This window comes from Alkalilimnicola sp. S0819 (genome assembly GCF_009295635.1).
In the GTDB taxonomy this organism is placed as follows: domain Bacteria; phylum Pseudomonadota; class Gammaproteobacteria; order Nitrococcales; family WHIW01; genus S0819.
The window spans coordinates 86,333-109,164 of the sequence record NZ_WHIW01000004.1 but is presented as its reverse complement, the minus strand read 5'-3'; the positions used below and the strand labels follow the sequence as shown (position 1 = coordinate 109,164).

The 22,832-nt window shown below is 67.3% G+C and carries 18 protein-coding genes; 13 read left to right on the top strand and 5 right to left on the bottom strand.

All coding sequences use genetic code 11. The features are described from left to right. Positions 1–2 precede the first annotated feature (2 nt). Both fmt and def read right to left on the bottom strand, forming a co-directional pair. The gene (gene fmt, locus GBG68_RS04850) at positions 3–932 is read right to left on the bottom strand and encodes a methionyl-tRNA formyltransferase (protein ID WP_152145733.1); all 930 of its coding nucleotides are present in this window, start codon (positions 930–932) and stop codon (positions 3–5) included. A 60-nt stretch (positions 933–992) separates the two neighbouring features. Then, positions 993–1,511: a peptide deformylase gene (def, locus tag GBG68_RS04845; protein WP_152145731.1), complete on the bottom strand. Its 519-nt coding sequence runs from the start codon at positions 1,509–1,511 to the stop codon at positions 993–995. 120 nt (positions 1,512–1,631) lie between these two features. On the opposite strand from def, the gene GBG68_RS04840 reads away from it, so the two are divergent. The 12 genes from GBG68_RS04840 (at position 1,632) to GBG68_RS04785 (ending at position 17,840) form a co-directional block, all read left to right on the top strand. Next, positions 1,632–2,660: a LysM peptidoglycan-binding domain-containing protein gene (locus GBG68_RS04840; RefSeq protein ID WP_152145729.1), complete on the top strand. Its 1,029-nt coding sequence runs from the start codon at positions 1,632–1,634 to the stop codon at positions 2,658–2,660. Beyond that, complete coding sequence (dprA, locus tag GBG68_RS04835) at positions 2,641–3,783, top strand: DNA-processing protein DprA (protein ID WP_152145727.1); 1,143 nt, start codon at positions 2,641–2,643, stop codon at positions 3,781–3,783. Before GBG68_RS04840 ends, dprA begins: the two co-directional genes overlap by 20 nt. Before the next feature lie 111 nt (positions 3,784–3,894). Then, on the top strand, positions 3,895–4,371 hold the full coding sequence (locus tag GBG68_RS04830) for a DUF494 family protein (RefSeq protein WP_152145725.1): 477 nt from the start codon (positions 3,895–3,897) through the stop codon (positions 4,369–4,371). 7 nt (positions 4,372–4,378) lie between these two features. Continuing rightward, positions 4,379–6,712: a DNA topoisomerase I gene (locus GBG68_RS04825; RefSeq protein WP_152145723.1), complete on the top strand. Its 2,334-nt coding sequence runs from the start codon at positions 4,379–4,381 to the stop codon at positions 6,710–6,712. Positions 6,713–6,726: 14 nt separating this feature from the next. Further along, positions 6,727–7,308, top strand: coding sequence for an L-threonylcarbamoyladenylate synthase (locus GBG68_RS04820; protein ID WP_152145721.1), 582 nt, complete (start codon positions 6,727–6,729; stop codon positions 7,306–7,308). Between the two features lie 108 nt (positions 7,309–7,416). Continuing rightward, positions 7,417–8,316 (top strand): oxygen-dependent coproporphyrinogen oxidase, encoded by a 900-nt coding sequence (gene hemF, locus GBG68_RS04815; protein WP_152145719.1) that lies wholly within the window; start codon positions 7,417–7,419, stop codon positions 8,314–8,316. 101 nt (positions 8,317–8,417) lie between these two features. Continuing rightward, entirely contained in the window at positions 8,418–9,578 is a 1,161-nt protein-coding gene (locus GBG68_RS04810; RefSeq protein WP_152145717.1) for a glycosyltransferase family 2 protein, read from the top strand. A gap of 77 nt (positions 9,579–9,655) precedes the next feature. After that, positions 9,656–10,285 carry a DUF502 domain-containing protein gene (locus GBG68_RS04805; RefSeq protein WP_152145715.1) on the top strand — a complete coding sequence of 210 codons (630 nt, stop codon included), beginning with the start codon at positions 9,656–9,658 and terminating at the stop codon, positions 10,283–10,285. Between the two features lie 327 nt (positions 10,286–10,612). After that, on the top strand, positions 10,613–13,270 hold the full coding sequence (gene aceE, locus GBG68_RS04800) for a pyruvate dehydrogenase (acetyl-transferring), homodimeric type (RefSeq protein WP_152145713.1): 2,658 nt from the start codon (positions 10,613–10,615) through the stop codon (positions 13,268–13,270). Positions 13,271–13,329: 59 nt separating this feature from the next. After that, entirely contained in the window at positions 13,330–14,706 is a 1,377-nt protein-coding gene (locus tag GBG68_RS04795) for a dihydrolipoyllysine-residue acetyltransferase (protein WP_152145711.1), read from the top strand. Between the two features lie 13 nt (positions 14,707–14,719). Further along, positions 14,720–16,522 (top strand): dihydrolipoyl dehydrogenase, encoded by a 1,803-nt coding sequence (gene lpdA / locus GBG68_RS04790; protein WP_152145708.1) that lies wholly within the window; start codon positions 14,720–14,722, stop codon positions 16,520–16,522. A gap of 319 nt (positions 16,523–16,841) precedes the next feature. Continuing rightward, positions 16,842–17,840 carry a 3-oxoacyl-ACP synthase III family protein gene (locus GBG68_RS04785; RefSeq protein WP_152145706.1) on the top strand — a complete coding sequence of 333 codons (999 nt, stop codon included), beginning with the start codon at positions 16,842–16,844 and terminating at the stop codon, positions 17,838–17,840. Between the two features lie 678 nt (positions 17,841–18,518). On the opposite strand, the gene GBG68_RS04780 is transcribed toward GBG68_RS04785, so the two are convergent. From GBG68_RS04780 to ectA, 3 genes are read right to left on the bottom strand one after another with little or no spacing between them, the layout of a single operon-like run. Then, positions 18,519–18,908 carry an ectoine synthase gene (locus tag GBG68_RS04780; protein WP_152145704.1) on the bottom strand — a complete coding sequence of 130 codons (390 nt, stop codon included), beginning with the start codon at positions 18,906–18,908 and terminating at the stop codon, positions 18,519–18,521. Between the two features lie 29 nt (positions 18,909–18,937). Beyond that, the gene (ectB, locus tag GBG68_RS04775) at positions 18,938–20,236 is read right to left on the bottom strand and encodes a diaminobutyrate--2-oxoglutarate transaminase (RefSeq protein WP_152145702.1); all 1,299 of its coding nucleotides are present in this window, start codon (positions 20,234–20,236) and stop codon (positions 18,938–18,940) included. Positions 20,237–20,250: 14 nt separating this feature from the next. Next, on the bottom strand, positions 20,251–20,769 hold the full coding sequence (gene ectA, locus GBG68_RS04770) for a diaminobutyrate acetyltransferase (RefSeq protein WP_152145700.1): 519 nt from the start codon (positions 20,767–20,769) through the stop codon (positions 20,251–20,253). A 737-nt stretch (positions 20,770–21,506) separates the two neighbouring features. Here ectA and GBG68_RS04765 point away from each other — a divergent pair. After that, positions 21,507–22,811, top strand: a complete 1,305-nt coding sequence (locus GBG68_RS04765) for an MFS transporter (protein WP_152145697.1) — start codon at positions 21,507–21,509, stop codon at positions 22,809–22,811. The last annotated feature ends 21 nt before the right edge of the window (positions 22,812–22,832 follow it).

The window sequence follows — 22,832 nt, the reverse complement described above, 5'->3', positions numbered from 1 at the left end:
CCTTACTCCAGCACGTCGCCGGCGACCCAGGGGCGGCCGTTGAGAAAATCCGCCACCGCCAAAGGCTTGCCCCCCGGCCCCTGCAGGCGCAAAAGGCGCAGCACCCCGTCGCCGGTGGCCACATCCAGCCCCTCACGACCCGCCGCCAGTACCCGCCCGGGGGGCGGCGGCGCGACATCGGCCAGGGCGCGGGCCTCCCAGACGCGGAAGGTCTCGCCCTGGCGTTGGAACTGCGCCACCGGCCAAGGGTTGAAGGCGCGCACCTGGCGCGCCAGCGCCTCCGCCGGCCGGGTCCAATCCAGCCGCGCTTCAGCCTTGCTGAGCTTCTCGGCGTAACTAACCCCATCCTGGGGCTGCGGGCGGGCCGGCAGATCGCCCCTGGCGTACGCCGGCAAGCTCTCCACCAGCAGCTCCGCGCCCAGCCGCGCCAGCTTGTCGTGCAGCACGCCGGTGGTGTCTTCGGGCTCTATGGGCAAGGCGGCCTCGGCGAGCACCGCCCCGGTATCCAGGCCCTCGTCCATGCGCATGATGCTCACCCCGGTGCGGGTGTCTCCGGCGAGCAGAGCGCGGTGGATGGGGGCCGCGCCACGCCAGCGCGGCAACAGCGAAGCGTGGATGTTCAGGCAACCGAGTGCGGGTATGGCCAGCACCTCGGCGGGCAGAATCAGGCCGTAGGCCACCACCACCATCAGCTCCGGCGCCAGCGCCGCCAGCTCCGCCTGAGCCTGCGCATCGCGCAGGCTGCGCGGCTGGTGCACCGGCAGACCGTGTTCCAACGCCAGCTGTTTCACCGGGCCGGGGCGCAGCTTGCGGCCGCGTCCGGCGGGGCGATCGGGCTGGGTGTACACGCCCAGCACCTCATGGCCGGCCGCCAGCAAGGCGCGCAGAGGCGGCACGGCAAAATCGGGCGTTCCGGCAAATACCAGCTTCACGGTGTCTTCCTGGGGCGAGACGGGCGGCCGAACGGCCGCCCGTGGTCATGGGGCTTGCGATCAGGCGCCCTGGGCGGCGGCCTGTTCGCGGCTGATCTTTTCCAGCTTCTTGCGCACGCGCTTGCGCTTGAGCTCGGAGAGATAATCGACGAAGAGCTTGCCGTCCAGGTGGTCGATCTCGTGCTGCACGCACACCGCCAACAACCCCTCGGCCTCCAGCTCATAGCGCTCGCCCTCACGGTTGAGGGCGGTGAAGCGGATACGGTCGGCGCGGCGCACGGTGTCGTAGTAGCCGGGCACGGACAGGCAACCTTCCTGCATTTCCTCTTCGCCGTGCAATTCCAGCAACTCCGGGTTGATCAGGCACAGCGGCTCGCTGCGGTCCTCGGAGGTGTCGATCACGATCACCCGCCGGTGCACGTTGACCTGAGTGGCCGCCAGGCCGATGCCCGGCGCCTCGTACATGGTCTCGAACATATCGTCCACCAGCCGGCGAATCTCGTCGTCCACCTGGGGCACGGGCTGCGCCACGGTGCGCAGACGCGGGTCCGGGTAATGCAAAATGTCGAGCACTGCCATAGAAGTTCCGTCGCGGATCGTGCTAAATAGTGAGTGGCTCTGGGCCAAATCGAAAATCAACTATAACGAAGTCAAGCCCGGCACGACAGCAGAGGGCTTGAAGCTTAAAGGGATTGCCGCATGCGTAAGCTAGCCTGGCTGCTGGTCACCTTCCTGGTCTGCGCCCCATTGATGGCCGCGCAGGATGCCTTTCGATCAGACCGCCCCGAGCGTTACGAAGTTCAACGGGGCGACACGCTCTGGGACATCTCCGGGCGCTTTCTGAACGAGCCCTGGTTCTGGCCGGAGATCTGGTACAAGAACCCCCAGATCGAGAACCCCCACCTTATATACCCCGGCGACATCATCCGTCTGCTGCGAGTGGATGGCGAACCGCGGCTGACCGTGGAGCGAGGCCAACGCACCGTGAAGCTGAGTCCCCGGGCGCGTGAAATTCCGCTGGACCAGGCCATTCACACCATTCCGCTGGATGCCATCCGCCCCTTCCTCACCCGCACCAGCGTGGTCAGCGAGGGGGAGCTGGAGGCGGCCCCCTACATCCTCGCCGGCGCCGATGAGCGGGTGATGGGCGCGCCCCGCGACACGGTCTATGTGCGCGGCTTCGAGCCGGTGGACCAGGTGCGCGGCTACGCCATCGTGCGCAAGGGCGACCCGTACACGGACCCGGAGACCGGAGAACTGCTCGGTCACGAGGCCATCCACATCGGCCAGGCCGTGTTGCTGAAAGAGGGCGATCCGGCCAGCTTCCGCATCACCGAAGTGACCCGCGAGGTGCTGCCGGGTGACCGCCTGCTGCGCCTGCCAGAGGACCCGCTGAAGAGCCGCTACGTACCCACCGCCCCCGCCCACGAGGTGGAGGGCGTGATCATGGCGGTGCTGGACGGCGTCACCCAGATCGGCCAGTACAGTGTCGTGGCCCTGAACCGCGGCGCCGAGCACGGCCTGGCGCAGGGCCATGTGCTGGATGTGCTGATAGCGGGCCGCCAGGTGCGCGACACCTACGCCGGCCGCCGCGCCGAGATGGTCACCCTGCCCCGGGAGCCCGGCGGACAGCTGATCGTGTTCCGCGTATTCGAGCGCATGAGTCTGGGGCTGATCATGGAGGCCGAGCGGGCCATGAACGTGGGCGATGCCGTCCAGACCCCCTGAACCCGCCCCTTCCCACGCCGATGCCGACTGGCTGCGCCTTTGGCGCCAGCCGGGCATCGGCCCCAAGGCCTTCCTGCAACTGCTGGAGCACTTCGGCGACCCGGGCGCGGCACTGAACGCCCGGGACGCCCAGCTCCAGGGCGCTGGCCTGGATGCCCGGGCCCGGCGCGCCCTGCGCACCGAACCCGACGAAACCGGCCTGGCCGCGGACCTTGCCTGGCTCGCCGAGCCCCATCACCACCTGCTCCGCTACGACAGCTCCGGCTACCCGGCCAGGCTGCGGGATCTACCCGACCCGCCGCCGCTGCTGTTCGTGGTGGGCGACCCGGACTGGCTGCGGGTGCCGCAACTCGCCATCATCGGCAGCCGCAAGGCCTCCGCCGGCGGGCTGGACAATGCCCGCGAGTTCGCCGCGCATCTGACCACCCTGGGCCTGACCGTAAGCAGCGGCATGGCCCTGGGGGTGGACGCCGCCGCCCATGAGGGCGCGTTGCAGGCCGGCGGTGGCACCGTGGCGGTGATCGGCACCGGCCCTGACCGGGTATATCCTGCCCGTCACCGCGCACTCGCTCACCGCATCGCCCGGCAAGGCTGCCTGGTCAGCGAATATCCCACCGGTGTGGGCCCGCGGCCCGAGCACTTCCCCCGGCGCAACCGCATCCTCAGCGGCCTGAGCCATGGGGTGCTGGTGGTGGAAGCGGGGCTCAACAGCGGCTCGCTGATCACCGCGCGTCTGGCGCTGGAGCAGGGCCGTGAGGTCTTCGCCATCCCCGGCTCCATTCACAACCCCCTCGCCAAGGGCTGCCACCGGCTGATCCGCGACGGCGCCAAGCTGGTGGAATCCGCCGAGCACGTGCTGGAGGAGCTCTCGGACCTGGCCATGCCCGATTGGACCGCCACCGGGCCACGGGAGGCCGAAAACGCGCCGGAAACGGCGGCGGATGACCGGCTGGACCCGGAACACCAGCAGGTGCTGGACGCCCTGGGCCATGACCCCACACCGCTGGAGCTCGTGTTGCAGCGCACTGGATTGACGCCCGATGTGGTTTCCTCCATCCTGCTGCTACTTGAATTACGGGGCTACGTCACAGCGTCCGCAGGCGGGCGTTATCAGCGTCGCTGACACGGTCCGCGCCGTGAATCAGCGCACAGCATCGGCGGCCACCCTCCGGTTTCATGCACCTGCCCGTCCCCGCTTGGGGGATTTGTTAAGTGTTTCCCGAAGGGACCTGGAATGAAAGAAAACGTGTTCGAAGTCCTGATGTATCTGTTCGAGAACTACTTCCACAGCGACGACGAACCCCGCCCCGACCGCGAAGACCTGGAGAGCAGCCTGTCCGAGGTGGGCTTCACCCCGACCGAAATTCGCAAGGCCTTCGTCTGGCTGGACGGCCTCGCCGACGAGCGCCGCACCGCGGACTTGCCCCTGGGCGACAACGGCCCCATGCGCCTGTATGCGGATGCCGAGGAGCAGAAGCTGGACCGGGAATGCCGGGGCTTTCTGCTGTTTCTCGAGCAGGTGGGTATCCTCTCCGCCAGCGCCCGCGAACTGGTCATCGACCGGGCCATGGCGCTGGATGAGGAAGAGATTGATCTGGACACCCTCAAGTGGGTGATCCTGATGGTGCTGTTCAACTCGCCCGGTCAGGAAGAAGCCTACGTCTGGCTGGAGAACCTGCTGTTCGACAGCCCCGCCGAACTGGTGCACTGAACACGCAATGAGCAAGAATCTCGTCATCGTCGAATCCCCCGCCAAGGCGCGGACCATCAAGAAGTACCTGGGCCCCGACTACCAGGTACTGGCCTCCTACGGCCATGTGCGCGACCTCATCCCCAAAGAGGGCGCCGTCGATCCCGAGCATGGCTTCGCCATGAAATACGATGTGATCGACAAGAACGCCAAACACGTGGACGCCATCGCCAAGGCGATGAAGAAGGCCGACGCCCTGCTGCTCGCCACTGACCCCGATCGCGAAGGCGAAGCCATCTCCTGGCACCTCTACGAGCTGCTGAAGGACAAGGGCATCCTCGACGACAAGGCGGTCAACCGGGTGGTCTTCCACGAGATCACCAAGCGCGCCATTCAGGACGCCGTGCGCCACCCCCGCGAGCTCTCCACCCCCATGGTCAACGCCCAGCAGGCGCGCCGCGCGCTGGACTACCTGGTGGGCTTCAATCTCTCGCCGCTGCTGTGGAAGAAGATCCAGACGGGGCTCTCCGCCGGCCGGGTGCAGAGCCCGGCGCTGCGCATGATCGTCGAGCGCGAACAGGAGATCGAAGCCTTCGAGCCCCGGGAGTACTGGACCGTGGAGGCGGATCTGGACAAGGCCGGCGAGGCCTTCCGCGCCAAGCTCCACACCCTGGAAGGCAAGCGCCTGGAGCAGTTCGACATCAATGCCGAGCCCGAGGCCCGGCGGGTGGAAAAGCTGCTGCGGGAGGCCGCCGGCGGCGCACTCACCGTCAGCAAGGTCGAGAAGAAGCAGCGCCGGCGCAACCCGGCCCCGCCCTTCACCACCTCCACCCTGCAGCAGGAAGCCTCGCGCAAGCTGGGCTTTTCCGCCCAGCGCACCATGCGCGTGGCCCAGCAGCTCTATGAAGGCGTGGATCTGGGCTCCGGCTCCGTGGGCCTGATCACCTACATGCGTACCGACTCCGTGGCCTTGTCCAACGAGGCCGTGGGGGAGATGCGCGAACTGATCGCCGAGCGCTACGGCAAGGACAAGGTCCCGGGCAGCCCGCAGGCCTACAAGACCAAGGCCAAGAACGCCCAGGAGGCCCATGAGGCGGTACGCCCCACCTCCGTGCGCGTGCTGCCCGAACAGGCCAGGGCCAAACTCTCCGACGACCAGTTCCGGCTCTATCAGCTGATCTGGAAGCGCAGCATGGCCTGCCAGATGATCCACGCCACCATCGACACCGTGGCGGTGGATCTCGCCTGCGGCGAGGGCAACAGCTTCCGCGCCACCGGCTCCAGCATCGCCGACCCGGGCTTCATGGCCGTCTACCAGGAAGGCCGCGACGACAGCAAGGGCGAGCCGGGCGAGAAGTTCCTGCCCCAGCTCGACGAGGGCGAGCAGGTCAAACTGCTGGAACTGCGCCCGGAGCAGCACTTCACCGAGCCGCCGCCGCGCTACTCGGAAGCGAGCCTGGTGCGCACCCTGGAGGAATACGGCATCGGCCGCCCCTCCACCTATGCCTCCATCATCTCCACGCTCACCGCGCGCAAGTACGTGGAGCTGGAGAACCGCCGCTTCCGGCCCACCGACATCGGCCGGATCGTCAGCAAATTCCTCACCGAGCACTTCGAGCAGTACGTGGACTACGAGTTCACCGCGCGGCTCGAGGATGACCTGGACGCCGTCTCCCGCGGCGAGCGCGAGTGGGTGCCGCTGCTCGAGCAGTTCTGGAAGCCCTTCCAGGCACGGGTGGAGGAAAAGGCCGAGGTTTCCCGCAGCGAAGTGCTGCAGGCCCGTGAACTGGGCACCGACCCGAAGAGCGGCCGGCCGGTCACCGCGCGCATGGGCCGCTATGGCCCCTTCGTGCAGATCGGCACCCGGGACGATGAGGAAAAGCCCAAGTTCGCCGGCTTGCGCCCGGGCCAGAGCCTGGACACCATCACCCTGGAAGAGGCCCTGCCCCTGTTCGCCCTGCCGCGGGACCTGGGCGAAACCCCCGAGGGCGAGCCCATCAGCGTCAATATCGGCCGCTTCGGCCCCTATGTGCGCTACGACAAGAAATTCGCCTCACTGACCAAGGACGACGACCCCTATACCATCAGCCGCGAACGCGCCCTGGAGCTGATCGCCGCGAAGAAGGAAGCCGACGCCAACCGGCTGATTCGCGACTTCGACAAGGAAGGTGAGGACATCCAGATCCTGCGCGGGCGCTACGGGCCGTACATCAAGGGCGGCAAGAAGAACGCCCGCATCCCCAAGGACCGGGATCCGGAGTCGCTCAGCCTGGAAGAGTGCAAGGAGCTGCTGGCCGCCGCCCCGGAGCGCAAGGGCCGCCGCGCCGCGCCGCGCAAGGGCGCGGCCAAGTCCAAGAGCTAGCCTGGGGGCGCTGCATGACCGCGGTGTATCGCCTCGCCCCCCTGGTGCGCCGCCTGCGCGGGGGTGGCGTCATCGCCTACCCCACCGAGGCGGTCTACGGCTTGGGCTGCGACCCGGCCAATCCCGCCGCCGTCGCCGGTCTGCTGGCGCTCAAGGGCCGGCAAGCGGCCAAGGGGCTGATTCTCATCGCCGCGGATCTGGACCAGCTGCGCCCCTGGCTGGCGCCGTTGAGCCCTCACCAGGAGCAGCAGCTCGCCGAACACTGGCCCGGCCCGATCACCTGGCTGGTGCCCAAGGCCGCCGATGTTCCCGCTTGGCTGAGCGGCCATCATGACACCCTGGCCGTGCGGGTCACCGCCCATGAGCCCGCCGCGGCCCTGTGCCGCGCCTTCGGCGGCGCACTGGTCTCCACCAGCGCCAACCGCAGCGGCCAGGCCCCGGCTCGCAGCGCCTTGCGCGCGCGCAGCATCTTCGGAGGGCAGCTCGCCGGCGTCCTCAACGCCCCCCTGGGCGGCCTCCGCCGCCCCACCGAAATCCGCGACCTGCAAAGCGGCCGCGTTATCCGCGCCGGCGACCCAGGCGAGTCATCCGCATGACGCCCGTCAGCCGAAAAACCCACGGGCTCTGCGTAGCCTCGATGCCGCTGCCGGCGGAATCGAGCACTCCCCACCCCGTCCGATGCCCCACAAGCCATTGAACGCCCCATGAACACCGAAGCCGTAAAAACCTACTTCCTACAGCTCCAGGACCGCATCTGCCGGGAGCTGGAAACCTTCGAGCCCGAAGCCCGCTTCGTCGAGGACGCCTGGACGCGAGACGGCGGCGGGGGCGGCCGCAGCCGGGTGCTCAAGGACGGCGAAACCTTCGAGCAGGGCGGAGTGAATTTCTCCCAAGTCTTCGGCGACGCACTCCCGGCCGCCGCCACCGAGCGCCGCCCCGATCTGGCCGGCCGCCACTGGGAGGCCATGGGCGTCTCCCTGGTCATACACCCCCGCAACCCCTACGCCCCTACCAGCCACGCGAATGTGCGCTACTTCGTCGCCGAGCGGGAAGGCGAAGCGCCGGTGTGGTGGTTCGGCGGCGGCTTCGACCTCACCCCCAGCTACGGCTTCGCGGAGGACGCGATACACTGGCACCGCACCGCACGGGCCGCCTGCGAGCCTTTCGGCGCCGATGTCTATCCGCGCTTCAAGCGCTGGTGCGACGAGTACTTCTACCTGCCCCACCGGGAAGAAACCCGCGGCGTGGGCGGGCTGTTCTTCGACGATCTGGACGAGGGCGGCTTCGAGCGGGCCTTCGCCCTGATGCGCTCGGTGGGCGACCATTTCCTGCCGGCCTACACCCCCATCGTCGAGCGCCGCCGGCACATGCCCTATGCCGAGCGGGAACGTCACTTCCAGCTCTATCGCCGGGGGCGCTACGTGGAATTCAACCTGCTGCAGGACCGGGGCACGCGCTTTGGTCTGCAGTCGGGCGGGCGCACCGAATCCATCCTCATGTCGCTGCCGCCCCTGGCCCGCTGGGAGTACGGCTGGGAGCCGGAGCCCGGCAGCCCCGAGGCGCGTCTGACAACGGACTTCCTGCGCCCGCGGGACTGGCTCTAGGGAGACACCGGGCTCCGAGGGCCGGGCAGGATCGTTACAGCGCTTGAAGCCGCCGCCCACGGCCTTATCACTGCAGGTACCGACGCCCCGCAGGTGCCTCCATGACCCTGATCGCCCTCGCCCTGCTGAGTCTCAGCCTGCTGGTGCTGCTCTACTACGCCGCCCATGCCTGGCGGGCCCTGCGCAACACAGGCCAACCGCCCACCCAGCGGAACGACCCCCGGCATCGCTTCCTCGTCCTCATCCCCGCTCATGACGAGCGGCGGGAGATTGCCGCCACGGTGCGCGCCTGCCGGGCGCTGGACTACCCCGCGGCGCTGTTCCGGGTGCTGGTGATCGCCGACAACTGCACCGACGACACCGCCGAGCGCGCACGGAGCGCCGGCGCCGAGGTCCTGGAGCGCCATGATCCGGCCCGCCCCGGCAAGGGCCAGGCACTGGCCTGGGCACTGCCCAGGGTGCTGGCCGCACCCCTGGATGCCGTGGTGGTACTGGACGCGGACTGCAGCCTGGAGCGCCGCGCCCTGCGCAGCCTGGATGCCCACCTCGCGAGCGGTGCCCGGGTGCTGCAATGCAGTTACCAGCCCTCCAACCCCGACGCCGGTGCGATCAGCTACATGGCCGCGGTGGGCAGCCACCTGGAAAACGCCCTGTTCTACGCCGGCAAACGCCCGGACCAGGCGGTACTGCTGCGGGGCACCGGCATGGTCTTCCACCGCGCGGTGCTCGAGGCCCTGCCCTGGCGCGCCCAATCCCTTGCCGAGGACAGCGAGCACAGCCTGCGGCTGCTGCGCGCCGGCCATCGGGTGGTCTTCCTGCCCGACACCCGGGTGCAATCCCCCAGCGCGGTGGACGCCCAACAACTGCGGGTGCAGCGCAGTCGCTGGGCCCAGGGGAACCTGTCTCTGGGGCGCGCCCAGGCCGCCGCGCTGTGGCTGGAAGGCCTGCGCCGCCGTCAACGCCCATTGCGCGATGCGGCACTGACCCTGCTCACCCTGAGCCGCCCCCTGGTGCTGCTGCTGTATCTGGCCGCGCTGCTGTGCAGCCTGCTGAGCGCTCAGCCCGCGCTGATACTCATGGCCTTGCTGGTGGGGGCGGGCTACTTCGCCTACCTGACGGCGGGTGCCCTGGGCCTGGGCCTGAGCCGCCGACGACTGGCCCTGCTGCTGGCCAGCCCCCCCGCCCTGATACAACTGACCCTGATCAGCGTGGCCGGCCTGCGCAGGCGCAATCTGGCCTGGACCCGTACTCCCCGCGGTTGAGCCCGGCCGCCAGGCGAGCAGGTACGGCCAGGCTTGGGTAGGATGCTTCCATCACCCCGAACCAAAAACGCCTACCCATGAAGAAACTTAGCAGCACCTTCCTCCGCGGCCTGGTCGCGATCCTGCCCATCACCATCACCCTGTACCTGCTGTACTGGATCGGCAGCAGCGCCGAAGCCGTGCTGGGCGCGGTGATCTCCTGGCTGCTGCCCCCGCAGGCCTACCTGCCCGGCATGGGCCTGGCGACCGGCCTGGTACTGGTCTTCCTGCTCGGTGTGTTGCTGCGCGCCTACCTGGTGCGCAAACTGCTCGACGCCCTGGAGCGCCTGGTCTTCCATATCCCGCTGGTGAAAAGCATCTACGGCGCCGCCCAGGACCTGATGAGCTTCTTCTCCCGCAGCCGTGAAAGCGACATGGGCCAGGTGGTCAGCGCGCCGGTGGGCCCCGGCGGCTACCACATCCTCGGCTTCGTCACCCGTGAGCAGGGCGCGGAACTGCCCCGCGGCCTGGCCGGCGACGATCTGGTGGCCGTGTACTTCCCCATGAGCTACCAGATCGGCGGCTACACCGTGTTCCTGCCCCGCGAGGTTCTGCAGCCCGTGGACATGCCCGTGGACGAGGCCATGCGCTTTGCCCTCACCGCCGGGCTCAGCGGCGGACGTGAAAACCACCCCGCCCAGCCCCATCAAGGCAAGCAAGCGAACTGAGCCCGGCGTGAGGCGTGCCTTGTAAGCGCCCCGGGGGACTCCTCCCCAGAAGCTTCCGCCGACGCTTTCACAGGCGCTCCCGCAGGCCCCCCAAAAGGCTAAGCGATTACCTTGTGGCCTGCCCGCGATCCCGCGCTGCACAACGGGAAACGCTGGAGGCGCGCGGCCTTGCGGGCTAGGATTGGCTCTGTCAATAAACAACATTACCCCTGACAAGCCACCGCGCAGGCGGGTCACCGGCCGCCCGGCCCAGAAGGCCGGGCAGCACGTGCTTCCAATCGGAAACGCATGGTCGCCCGATGCGCGGACAACCCACGAGGTGCAAGAATGGCTGACACACCGAAGGATGTGGATCCGCAAGAGACCAGCGAGTGGCTCGATGCCCTGGATGCGGTCATCGATGTCGAAGGTCCGGAGCGCGCTCACTATCTGCTCGAGGCCCTGGTGGACAAGGCCCGCCGCAGTGGCGGCCATATCCCCTTCAAGGCGACCACCGCCTACCAGAACACCGTCCCGCCCCACATGGAGGAGCGCTCCCCGGGCGATCACGAGCTGGAATGGCGCCTGCGCTCGATCATCCGCTGGAACGCGGCGGCCATGGTGGTGCAGGCGAACAAGGAACACGACGGCATCGGCGGCCATATCGCCAGCTTCGCCTCCAGCGCGACCCTGTACGACGTGGGCTTCAACCACTTCTGGCACGCGCGCACGGAGGAGCACGGCGGCGACATGGTGTTCATTCAGGGCCACTCGGCACCTGGCATCTACGCCCGCGCCTACCTGGAAGGGCGCATCAGCGAAGATCAGCTGCGCAAATTCCGCCAGGACACCCTGCCGGATGCGCTGACTTCCTACCCGCACCCCTGGCTGATGCCGGACTTCTGGCAGTTCCCCACGGTCTCCATGGGGCTGGGGCCGATCATGGCCATCTACCAGGCCCGCTTCATGAAGTACCTGCACCACCGCGGCATCATCGATGCCAGCCAGCGCAAGGTCTGGTGCTTCCTGGGTGATGGCGAGATGGATGAGCCGGAATCCCTGGGCGCGATCGGGCTCGCCGCTCGGGAAGGCCTGGACAACCTGGTGTTCGTGGTCAACTGCAATCTGCAGCGCCTGGACGGCCCGGTGCGCGGCAACGGCAAGATCATCCAGGAACTGGAGGGCGAGTTCCGCGGCGCCGGCTGGAACGTGCTGAAAGTCGTCTGGGGCTCCTACTGGGACCCCCTGCTCGCCAAGGACACCAAGGGCCTGCTGCGCAAGCGCATGGAAGAGGCGGTGGACGGCGAGTACCAGAACTTCAAGGCCAAGGGCGGGGCGTATACCCGCGAGCACTTCTTCGGCAAGTACCCGGAGCTCAAGGCCATGGTGGCCAATATGTCCGACCAGGACATCTGGCGCCTGAACCGCGGCGGCCACGACCCGCACAAGATCTATGCGGCCTACCACGCCGCGGTGAACCACCGCGGCCAGCCCACGGTGATCCTCGCCAAGACCGTCAAGGGCTACGGCATGGGCGCGGCGGGCGAAGGCCAGAACATCACCCATCAGCAGAAGAAGATGGGCACCGAGGCACTCAAGGCCTTCCGCGACCGCTTCAACATCCCCGTCAGCGACGAGGACATCGCCGAGGCGCCCTTCTACAGGCCCGACCCGGACAGCCCGGAGATAAAATACCTGCGCGAGCGCCGGGAGCAGCTCGGCGGCCCGTTGCCGGCGCGCCACCATCAGGTGGACCCGCTGGAAGTGCCGGAACTCTCCGCCTTCGATCTGCTGCTGAAAGACAGCGGCGATCGGGAGATGTCCACCACCATGGCCTTCGTGCGGGCGCTCTCCATCCTGCTGCGCGACAAGAAGCTCGCCAAGCACATCGTGCCCATCGTCCCCGACGAGGCGCGCACCTTCGGCATGGAAGGCCTGTTCCGCCAGCTCGGCATCTACAGCTCCCAGGGTCAGCTCTACGAACCCCAGGACGCCGATCAGCTGATGTTCTACAAGGAGAGCAAGACCGGGCAGATCCTGCAGGAAGGCATCAACGAGGCCGGCGCCATGTCCAGCTGGATCGCCGCGGGCACCAGTTACGCCAACCACGGCGTGCCCATGATCCCCTTCTACGCCTACTACTCCATGTTCGGCTTCCAGCGGGTGGGAGACCTGGCCTGGGCCGCCGGCGACATGCAGGCCCGGGGCTTTCTCATGGGCGGCACCGCCGGGCGCACCACCCTCAACGGCGAGGGCCTGCAGCACCAGGACGGCCACAGCCACCTGCTCTCGGCCACCATCCCCAACTGCGTCTCCTACGACCCGGCCTTCGCCTACGAGCTGGCCGTCGTGATCCAGGACGGCCTGCGACGCATGTACGCCGAGCAGGAGAACGTCTTCTACTACATCACCATGATGAACGAGAACTATGTCCAGCCGGCCATGCCCGAGGGGGCCGAGGAGGGCATACGCCGGGGCATGTATCTCTTGCGCGACGGTGGTCAGGGCAAGCTCAAGGTGCAGCTGCTCGGCTCCGGCACCATCCTGCGCGAGGTGATCGAGGCGGCGGATCTGCTGAAGAAGGACTGGAAGGTCTCCGCGGACATCTGGAGCTGCCCGTCCTTCACCGAGCTGCGCCGCGACGGCATAGACGCCGAGCGCTGGAACATGCTCCACCCGGAGGACAAGCCCCACACGGCCTACGTCGCCGACTGCCTCAAGGGCCGCAAGGGCCCGGCGGTGGCCGCCACCGACTACATGCGCAGCTTCGCCGACCAGATCCGGCCCTGGATGGACCGACGCTACCTGGTGCTGGGCACCGACGGCTTCGGCCGCTCGGACACCCGCGAACGGCTGCGCAACTACTTCGAGGTGGACCGTCACTACGTCACCGTGGCCGCGCTCAAGGTGCTCGCCGATGACGGCGAGATTCCGGCCAAGACCGTGTCCGAGGCCATCAAGAAGTACGGCATCGACCCGGAGAAGGCCCGCCCGGAACACGGCTGAGCGCGCGTAGCACCCCGCCCCGGCGCGACGCGCCGGGCGGCTATGGAAAAGGACCGAACATGGCTGACAGCGTAGAAATCAAGGTACCCGACATCGGCGACTTCGACGCCGTGGATGTCATCGAGGTGCTGGTCTCGGTGGGAGACAGCATCGAACAGGAACAGTCCCTGCTCACCCTGGAGAGCGACAAGGCCACCATGGAGGTACCCGCCTCCCGGGCCGGCAAGGTCACCGAGGTGAAGGTGAAGGTGGGCGACAAGGTCGCCCAGGGGGATGTCATCGCGCTGCTGGAGCCCGTCGACAGCGAGGACGCGAAGGAAGCCGATACGCCGGACGACCAAGCGGCGGCCCGGCCGGAAGCCGACGAGCAGGCCGAACAGCCCGCCCCGGAGGCACCTTCCGAGGAGGCCTCGGGCACCGAGCCCAGTGAGCCCGAGCCGGCCCCGTCCGCCGCCGGCGGCGAGCCACCGGAGCACCCGGTGAAGAAGGACCACCAGCCGCTGGCACCGCTGGATGTGGCGTCCCAGACCAAGGCCCACGCCAGCCCCGCCGTGCGTCGCTTCGCGCGGGAACTGGGCGCGCCGCTGGAGCGCATCCAGGGCAGCGGCCGCAAGGGCCGCATCCTGAAAGAGGATGTGCAGGGCTTCGTCAAGCAGGCCCTGAGCGGCGGCACGGCGGCGACCGCCACCCCCGGTATGGGCGGCATCCCGCCCATACCGGCGGTGGACTTCAGCAAGTTCGGCGAGGTGGAGAAGGTGGCGCTGTCACGCATCAAGCGCATCGCCGGCCCGCACCTGCACCGCAGCTGGCTGAACATCCCCCACGTCACCCAGTTCGACGAAGCCGATATCACCGAGCTGGAGGCCTTCCGCAAGGCCGAGAAGGCCCGGGCCGAGGGCGAGGGCGTCAAGCTCACGCCGCTGGCGTTCATGGTGAAGGCCTCGGCGGCGGCCCTGCGCCGCTACCCGGACTTCAACAGCTCCCTCGCCCCGGAAGGCGATGCCCTCTACTACAAGAAGTACTGCCACATCGGTGTCGCCGTGGACACGCCCCAGGGCCTGATGGTGCCGGTGATCCGCGATGCCGACACCAAAGGCATCTACGACATCGCCCGGGATCTGATCGAGCTCAGCGCCAAGGCCCGCGACGGCAAGCTCGCCCCCGGCGACATGCAGGGCGGCTGCTTCTCCATCTCCAGCCTGGGGGGCATCGGCGGCACCGCCTTCACCCCCATCGTCAACGCCCCGGAGGTGGCCATCCTCGGCGTATCCCGCGCGGCGATGAAGCCGGTCTGGGACGGCGAGCAGTTCCAGCCGCGGCTGATGCTGCCGCTGAGCCTGTCCTACGACCACCGGGTCATCGACGGCGCCGCCGCCGCCCGCTTCACCACGTACCTGGCGGAGCTGCTGGGCGATCTGCGCCGGCTGATCCTGTAGGAGGGGCCCTGTAATGGCCGACACAATTGAACTGAAAGTCCCGGACATTGGCGATTTCGACGCCGTGGATGTCATCGAGGTGCTCATCGCGGCCGGCGACCGGGTGGAGCAGGAGCAATCCCTGCTCACCCTGGAGAGCGACAAGGCCACCATGGAAGTACCCGCCGAGCGAGCGGGCACCATCACCGAGGTAAGGATCAAGGTGGGCGACCAGGTCGCCCAGGGTGACGTGGTCGCGCTGCTCCAGCCCGAAGAGAGCGAAGGCGACGCGGAGGAGGGCAAGGCGGCGCAGGCCGAAGCGCCCGCCGAGAAAGCCGCGCCCGACAACGCGCACGCTCCGGCGCAGACCGCCGAGAAAGGCGGGGACCAACCCGCCCCGGCGCCGGCCCCCAGCGACGCCCCCGACGAGGTGGACGCCGACGTGGTGGTGCTGGGCGCCGGACCCGGCGGCTACACCGCCGCCTTCCGCGCCGCCGACCTGGGCCTCAAGGTGATCCTCATCGAGAAGCACGCCAGCCTCGGCGGCGTGTGCCTGAACGTGGGCTGCATTCCCTCCAAGGCGCTGCTGCACGCGGCGAAAGTCATCGAGGAGGCGGCCGAGTTCGCCGAACACGGGGTCAGCTTCGGCAAGCCGAAGCTGGATCTGAAAAAGCTCGGCGGCTGGCGCGACCAGGTCATCGGCAAGCTCACCGCCGGGCTCAAGGGCCTGGCGAAGCAGCGCAAGGTCGAGGTGGTGCAGGGCGAGGCTCGCTTCACCGACCCGCACACCTTCGAGGTGACGGCGAAAGGCCGGAAGAGCCGCCGAATCCGCTTCCGCCACTGCATCCTCGCCGCGGGATCGCGCCCGGTGGCCCCGCCGGGCATGGACCTGGATCACCCGCTGATCATGGACTCCACCGACGCCTTGCAGCTCGAAGACGTGCCCAAGCGTCTGCTGGTGATCGGCGGCGGCATCATCGGCCTGGAAATGGCCACGGTCTACCAGGCCCTGGGGGCCAGGGTCACCGTGGTGGAGCTCGCCGATCGGCTGATTCCCGGCGTGGACGCCGACATGGTCAAACCGCTGCGCAAGCGTATCGAGCCGCGTTACGAGGCCATTTACCTGGGAACCAGGGTCACGGCCCTGGAGCCCGGCAAGAAGCAGGTGAAAGTGCGCTTCGAAGGCAAGGACGCCCCGGACGAGGACAGCTTCGAGCGGGTGCTGGTGGCCGTGGGCCGCCGCCCCAACAGCGACAGGCTCAACGTGGAAGCGGCGGGCCTGAAGCTGGACGAGCACGGCCATATTCCGGTGGATGAATTCCAGCGCAGCAATGTGGCCCACATCCACGTCATCGGGGATCTGGCCGGGCAGCCCATGCTGGCCCACAAGGCCACCCACGAGGGCAAGGTCGCCGCCGAGGTCATCGCCGGTCACAAGAGCGCCTTCGAGCCCCGCTGCATCCCCTCGGTGGCCTACACCGACCCGGAAGTGGCCTGGGCCGGGCTGACCGAGGAGCAGGCGAAAGCCCGCGGCATCGCCGTGGACAAGGCCGTGTTCCCCTGGGCGGCCAACGGCCGCGCGCTCTCGCTGAACGCCGACAGCGGCATGACCAAGCTGCTGTTCAGCCAGGAGACCGGGCGCCTGCTGGGCGGCGCGATCACCGGCCCCAACGCCGGGGACCTGATTTCCGAGGTGGTGCTGGCGATCGAGATGGGCGCCGAGGCCGAGGACATCGCCCTGAGCATCCACCCCCACCCGACCCTGTCGGAAACGGTAGCCATGGCCGCCGAGGCCGCGGCCGGCACGCTCACGGATCTGTATCTGCCGAAACGCTGAAGAGCGGGGCGTGGGGGGCATGCACCGCAGAGACGCAGAGATCACACAGAAAGAACGATACCGTGTGGCGTGCCCGCCGCCCGAGGTCGTCGCCTTGAACGGCTCTGACCCCACTCTGCGCAACTCTGCGCAACTCTGCGCCTCTGCGCCTCTGCGCCTCTGCGCCTCTGCGGTAACCCCCCGGACAATGCTGCACCACAGCAAGCATTGGCGCCCCGCAAGGGTTCCCTTTGCGCCCCCTCCCCCGGTAAGCTTGCCGCTTCATGACATGACAGGGCAGTCAGCTGATATCAACGACCCAAGTCGGGGGAAACCTGGAATGACACGCATCGCCAATCTCGTTGCGACCAGCCATTACGTGCCGGAGCGCAAGGTCAGCAACGAGGAACTGAACAAGCACTTCACCGAACTCGGACTGCCCGAGGTGATCGGCAAATTCGCCAAGAGCACCGGCATCGAGCAACGCTGGTACGCGCCCGATGACTGGGCCAGCTCCGATCTGGCCCTGCAGGCCGCGCGCAAGGTGCTGGACAAGGCCGACCTCCAGCCCGAGGACATCGACCTGATCGTGCTGGGCACCGATTCGCCGGACTACATCACCCCGGCCACCTCCACCGTGTTGCAGCACAAGCTGGGCGCCAAGAACGCCGGCACCTTCGACGTGGGCTGCGCCTGCGCCTCCTTCCCCACCGCCTTCGCTGCTGCCGCGGGCCTGATCGCCACCAACCCGGCACTGAAGAAGGTGCTGGTGGTCAGCGTCTACATGATGCACAAGCTGGGCGACCCGGATGACCCGACCATCTTCTTCTACGGCGACGGCGCCGGGGCCGCCATCCTGGAGCCGGGCGACAAGCCGGGCTTCATCGGCACCGCCCTGCAGGCCGACGGCGCCTTCGCCGACGCCTGGGGCATCTACGCCGGCGGCACCGCCGAGCCCGCCAACGAGGAAGCACTGCAGGAAGGCCGCACCAAGGTCAAGCTGGTCAAGCGCTACCCGCCCGAAATCAACGACGAGGGCTGGCCGCGCCTGTTCAAGCGCCTGGCCGCAGAGAACAACTTCACCGCCGACGACGTGGACCAGGTGATCTTCACCCAGGTGCGCAAGCCCACCATCGAGCTGGCCGCCGAGAACATCGGCGTGCCGGTCGAGAAGTGCCACATGGTCATGGACAAGTGGGGCTACACGGGTTCCGCCTGCATCCCCATGGCGCTGGATGACGCCATCGAGCAGGGCAAGATCAAGTCCGGCGATCTGGTGGTGATGATTGGCTCCGGCGTGGGCTACAACCAGGCCGCCACGGCCTTCCGCATGCCCTGAGGCAGTTGCCGGAACGCTCGAAAGAAAAGCCCCGCTGAGAAGCGGGGCTTTTTTGTGGCTCATCGCGGATCAAGCGGAAACCACCAATTCTTTCCTTGCTGTCCGGAAAGCATGGGGACACACGCCTGAACGTCGGTGGCCGCCGCCGTGCCCGGGTGGGCTTTGGGGGTTCCAAGTCTTGGCCCCGGCTGCGCCAACGAACCCCCAAAGCCCACCCGGACACGGCTCCTCGAACCTGGGTGGCTGCTTCTCGATCCAGAGTGATACAAAGAGAGAGCGCACTTTCGCTTCGTGACATCGCGACGGCGCGAGCGCATTTCTCCCGGCTTTTGGGGTGGAGCTTGCGCCGACAGATGGGGTTCCGGGGTGGGTACGGCCTGGGGCGGACGTCGATGCAGCCGAGCATCGCAGCCGGAAAGGGAAAAAGCGGGTTGCCTGTTTGAGCGAAGCGAGTTTGCAACCCGCCCCTTTCCGGCGAGAAGCGCAGGGCAGCCCGGCGTAGCCGGGCCAAATCGTGGGCCGCCCCAGGCCGTACCCACCCCGGGACCGGCACCTACGCCATAAGGCTCGTCAAAGGCCGTTTCCCTGTACCTCCGTTTTCCCGCCCAAGCGCGATGAAGCAAAAAAAACGCCGGGTGGTGTACCCGGCGTTCATCAGGGTGCGGTACGCGCCCGGGTTCAGTCCTCTTCGATCAGCGGATAGACCCCATTCTCGTCATGCACTTCCCGCCCCGTCAGCGGCGGGTTGAACACGCACATCATGCGCAGATCGCTGGTGGCGCGCAGATAGTGCTTGTCGTGCTTGTCCAGCGCGTACATCACGCCGGCCCGCAGCGGGTAGACCTTGCCATCCTCGACGGTCTCGATCTCGCCCACGCCATCGATGCAGTACACCGATTCCAGGTGGTTGGCGTACCAGATGTAGGTCTCGGTGCCGGCCTTGATCACGGTGTCGGCGAAGGTGAAGCCCATGCCGTCCTTGCGCAGCAGCAGCCGGCGGCTGTTCCAGGTCGGGCCGTGCACGTCGTTGTCGGTGCCCAGCACGTCTTCCAGAGTACGGTAGATCATGTTCGCTCCTCGGGTGTCGTGGGGAGGGTTCAGTCGCGGATCACGCGAACCGGCTGGCTGTCGCGGCCTTCCAGGCGCACGGCTTCGGCCAGGGCGGCGTCGATGATCTCCAGACCCTTCTGGATGTCCGCGTCATCGGTGACCAGCGGCGGCATCAGCTTCAGCACCTCGCCGTCGGGGCCGGAGGTCTCGATGATCAGGCCGCGCTGGAAGGCATGCTTCGAGACGGTCCCCGCCATGTCGATGTTCTCGAAGTGGATGGCCTGCATCATGCCCCGGCCGCGCACGGTGCCCTTGGCATCCGGGTGCTTCGCGGCGATCTGCAGCAGCCCCTGGCGCATCAGCTCGCCCTTGCGCTCGGTTTCCCGGCTCAGGCTGTCATCGCTCCAGAAGCGGTTCAGGCTCTCGGCGGCGGTGATGAAGGCCAGGTTGTGGCCGCGGAAGGTGCCGTTGTGCTCGCCCGGCTCCCAGATGTCGTACTCGGGCTTGATCAGGGTCAGCGCCAGCGGCAGGCCGTAGCCGCTGATGGATTTCGACAGGCAGATGATGTCCGGGTCCAGGCCGGCATCCTCGAAGCTGAAGAACTTGCCGGTGCGCCCGCAACCCATCTGGATGTCGTCGACGATGAACAGCATCTCGTACCTGCGGCACAGGGCTTCCAGGTCCTTCAGCCATTTCAGGTCGGCGACGTTGACACCGCCTTCGGCCTGCACGGTTTCGACGATGACCGCGGCCGGCAGGTCCACGCCCGAGCCCTGGTCCTGCAGCATCTTGTCGATGTACTCGATGGTGTCCACTTCATCGCCGAAGTAGCCATAGAAGGGCATGGTGTCGGAGTGGGTCAGCGGCAGGCCGGCGCCGGCGCGCTTGAAGGCGTTGCCGGTCACCGACAGCGCGCCCAGGGTCATGCCGTGGAAGGCATTGGTGAAGGAGATGACCTTTTCACGGCCGGTGACCTTGCGCACCAGCTTCAGCGCCGCTTCCACCGAGTTGGTGCCGGTGGGGCCGGGGAACTGGATCTTGTGGTTCAGGCCCCGGGGCTTGAGGATCCGGTCGTGGAAGGTCTGCATGAAGTCGGCCTTGGCCTTGGAGGCCATGTCCAGACTGTGGGTAATGCCGTCGCGGCTGATGTAGTCGATCAGCGCCTTCTTCAGCTCGGGGGGGTTGTGGCCATAGTTCAGCACGCTGGCGCCGGAGAAGAAGTCCAGATAGGCCTTGCCGTCCACGTCGTGAAGCCAGGCGCCCTGCGCGCGGTCGAACACGGCCGGGAAATTGCGCACATAGCCGCGTACCACGGATTCCAGTTGTTCAAATACGTCCAGGCTCATGTTCGAGTCCTCTCTCAGTAGGGAAGTTTGTTCGGGGTTTCTGCATCGAAGGGACCGATGAGGAACAGTTCCTCGTCCTCGTGGCCCGCTTCGGGGAAATGCGCAGCGGTGAAGCAGGGCTCCACCTTGACCTCGGCGCCCAGATCCCGCGCGACGGCGCGGAACAGGGCGCGGGAGGCGTCGTTGTCCGGCGAGATGGTGGTCTCCAGCCGGGTGGCGCCGCGATTGCCGGGGCTGCGCAGGAAGGCGCCCAGCAGCCGCTTGCCCAGCCCGTGGCCACGCATGGCGCTGTCCACACCCACCTGCCACAGAAAGGCGGCCTCGGGGCGGCCAGGTGGGCGGTAGCCGGTGACGAAGCCCACCGCGCGGCCTTCGTGCTCGGCGATCACGCAGCTGTCGCCGAAGTCCTTGCACAGCAGCAGGTACATATAGCTGGAGTTCAGGTCCAGCACGCCGGATTCCTTGACGATGCGCCAGATGGCGCCGCCGTCTTCAACGGTCGGGTTACGAAAGGTGATCCCATCATCGGACATGGATTTCAAGCCTTGTCATCGTGTCTGGTTTTTCGGGCAGGGGGCGAGTGGCGAAGAGCCGGTTCGCTGTCGTCAAAGCAGAGAGGGGCGCCGCCGGGGCCTTGCCATGCGTGCTGGTCACGGGCAGGGCGCCAGGGTGTGTGCGGGACTTCGTGAGCTGCCCGCAAGCGGCCTTGGGGAGCCGTTCGGGGCTGTTTCTTTTGCTAGAGATAGCTGCGGTTCGTTCGCCAAAACAGGCGGCGAAGTAAAACACGTTCTTTTCCCTTCGTCAAGGTAGGTGCTTGTTTATAATTGTATTATTGCAGCAATGCGGCAATAGGCGATTCCTTTCTATTTCCGCCTAATCCATTAAAATACTTCTTCGCCCTTTGACGGGAAAGAAGAGGCACGGAGAAAGCCTTTACCCGCCCCAGAACCGCGCCGGGCACGGCACCCCATCTGTCGGCGCCAGGTTCATCCAGAAGCCGACAGATGCGCCTATTGCCGCCGCAATGCCGAGCAAGGAAAACGGGGTTCCTCGCTGTCCCAATAGAGGAGTCGCCACCAGGCTCGCGGGGCCCTGTCCGACACAGATCAATTCCCCAGGCTCTACGCCGTGGCGGATCTGCTAAGCTGGGGCGCATCTACCGCAAGTGAGGCACGGATCAATTCCCCTGGCCCTCTGGCCGCCTGGCTATCGCAGAGGCCCAAGGGAATTGATCGGTGACCCCCAAGGCTTCGAGGTCGTTTAAAGCACCATGCTTCCGCTGCTGGCGCCCTTCATCGCGCTGTTGCTCTCCGTCGCCATACTGCTGGTGGGCAGCGGCCTGCTGGGGACCTTGCTGGCGGTACGCATGGGTGTCGAAGACTTTCCCACGGAAGTGATCGGCGTGGTCATGGCCTGCTATTCGGTGGGTTTCGTGCTGGCGACTTTCTGGTTCCCACGGGTGATCCAGAAGGTGGGGCATATCCGCAGCTTCGCCGTGCTCGCGGCCATCGCGGCGGGCTCCACCCTGGTTTATCCCATCGTGCTCGATCCGCTGGCCTGGGGTTTGATGCGCGTGATCTTCGGTTTCTCGCTCGCCGGAATGTATATAGTCACCGAGAGCTGGCTCAATGACCGAACCCCCAAAGAACGGCGCGGACAGTTGCTGGCGGTGTATGCGATCACCACCAACGCGGCGCTGGGCGGTGGGCAGTTCCTGCTCGGCGCCTGGGACATCCGCGGTTTCGAGCTGTTCAGCCTGGCCGCTTTCCTGTTTGCCCTGGCGCTGGTGCCGGTGGCGCTCACCCGGGCCCGCTCGCCGGAGTTGCACGAGACCCGGCCCATCAGCCTCAAGGCGCTGTACGCGATCAGTCCGCTAGGGGCCGCCGGGTCTCTGACCTCGGGGCTGTTCAATGGCTCCTTCATGGCCATGGGGCCGGTGTTCGCCCAGGGTGTGGGGTTCAGTGTCAACCAGGTGGCGAGCCTGATGGGGGCGACCATCCTCGGCGGACTGGTGCTGCAGTACCCCATAGGGCGCGCCTCGGACCGTTACGATCGTTTCAGAACCATTATTGCCGTGGCCCTCGCCGTGGTGCTGGTCAGTGTGGCCATTGCGCTGCTGGTCCATGCCGGGCCCCTGGTGATCATCGTGCTGGCCGCGCTCTGGGGTGGGCTGGCGTTCACCATCTATCCGCTGAGCGTGGCTCTGGCCAACGATTTCATGAGCCGGGAAGAGCTGGTGGGCGCGGGGGCGGCGCTGCTCATGGTGCACGGCATCGGCATGATCATCGGCCCCATCGCGGCCGCCGCGCTGATGAGCAAAGTGGGGGCAGCGGGGCTGTTCTGGGGGATTGCCGCCGCCGGGGTGTTCCTCACCCTGGTTGCGGTCTATCGCAACCAGGTGGGTGAGCACGTCTCGCTGGAGGAGCAGACCGATTACCTGGCTGTGCCCGACACCACGCCCATTGCCGGCACGGTCATGGACCCGCGCGCCGAAGAGGAACAGCTGGAGTTCCAGTTCGACGTCGACGGCGAGTCCGAGACGCCGGCGGACGAGGCCGCCGGGCCTCAGGCATAATACGCCCGCCCTTCAAGCAGC

What these genes read in the sequence shown, in the direction of transcription:
- def (WP_152145731.1), bottom strand. Translation starts at nt 1,511, where the DNA reads ATGGCAGTGCTCGACATTTTGCATTACCCGGACCCGCGTCTGCGCACC.
- GBG68_RS04840 (WP_152145729.1), top strand. Translation starts at nt 1,632, where the DNA reads ATGCGTAAGCTAGCCTGGCTGCTGGTCACCTTCCTGGTCTGCGCCCCA.
- dprA (WP_152145727.1), top strand. Translation starts at nt 2,641, where the DNA reads ATGCCGTCCAGACCCCCTGAACCCGCCCCTTCCCACGCCGATGCCGAC.
- GBG68_RS04830 (WP_152145725.1), top strand. Translation starts at nt 3,895, where the DNA reads ATGAAAGAAAACGTGTTCGAAGTCCTGATGTATCTGTTCGAGAACTAC.
- GBG68_RS04825 (WP_152145723.1), top strand. Translation starts at nt 4,379, where the DNA reads ATGAGCAAGAATCTCGTCATCGTCGAATCCCCCGCCAAGGCGCGGACC.
- GBG68_RS04820 (WP_152145721.1), top strand. Translation starts at nt 6,727, where the DNA reads ATGACCGCGGTGTATCGCCTCGCCCCCCTGGTGCGCCGCCTGCGCGGG.
- hemF (WP_152145719.1), top strand. Translation starts at nt 7,417, where the DNA reads ATGAACACCGAAGCCGTAAAAACCTACTTCCTACAGCTCCAGGACCGC.
- GBG68_RS04810 (WP_152145717.1), top strand. Translation starts at nt 8,418, where the DNA reads ATGACCCTGATCGCCCTCGCCCTGCTGAGTCTCAGCCTGCTGGTGCTG.
- GBG68_RS04805 (WP_152145715.1), top strand. Translation starts at nt 9,656, where the DNA reads ATGAAGAAACTTAGCAGCACCTTCCTCCGCGGCCTGGTCGCGATCCTG.
- aceE (WP_152145713.1), top strand. Translation starts at nt 10,613, where the DNA reads ATGGCTGACACACCGAAGGATGTGGATCCGCAAGAGACCAGCGAGTGG.
- GBG68_RS04795 (WP_152145711.1), top strand. Translation starts at nt 13,330, where the DNA reads ATGGCTGACAGCGTAGAAATCAAGGTACCCGACATCGGCGACTTCGAC.
- lpdA (WP_152145708.1), top strand. Translation starts at nt 14,720, where the DNA reads ATGGCCGACACAATTGAACTGAAAGTCCCGGACATTGGCGATTTCGAC.
- GBG68_RS04785 (WP_152145706.1), top strand. Translation starts at nt 16,842, where the DNA reads ATGACACGCATCGCCAATCTCGTTGCGACCAGCCATTACGTGCCGGAG.
- GBG68_RS04780 (WP_152145704.1), bottom strand. Translation starts at nt 18,908, where the DNA reads ATGATCTACCGTACTCTGGAAGACGTGCTGGGCACCGACAACGACGTG.
- ectB (WP_152145702.1), bottom strand. Translation starts at nt 20,236, where the DNA reads ATGAGCCTGGACGTATTTGAACAACTGGAATCCGTGGTACGCGGCTAT.
- ectA (WP_152145700.1), bottom strand. Translation starts at nt 20,769, where the DNA reads ATGTCCGATGATGGGATCACCTTTCGTAACCCGACCGTTGAAGACGGC.
- GBG68_RS04765 (WP_152145697.1), top strand. Translation starts at nt 21,507, where the DNA reads ATGCTTCCGCTGCTGGCGCCCTTCATCGCGCTGTTGCTCTCCGTCGCC.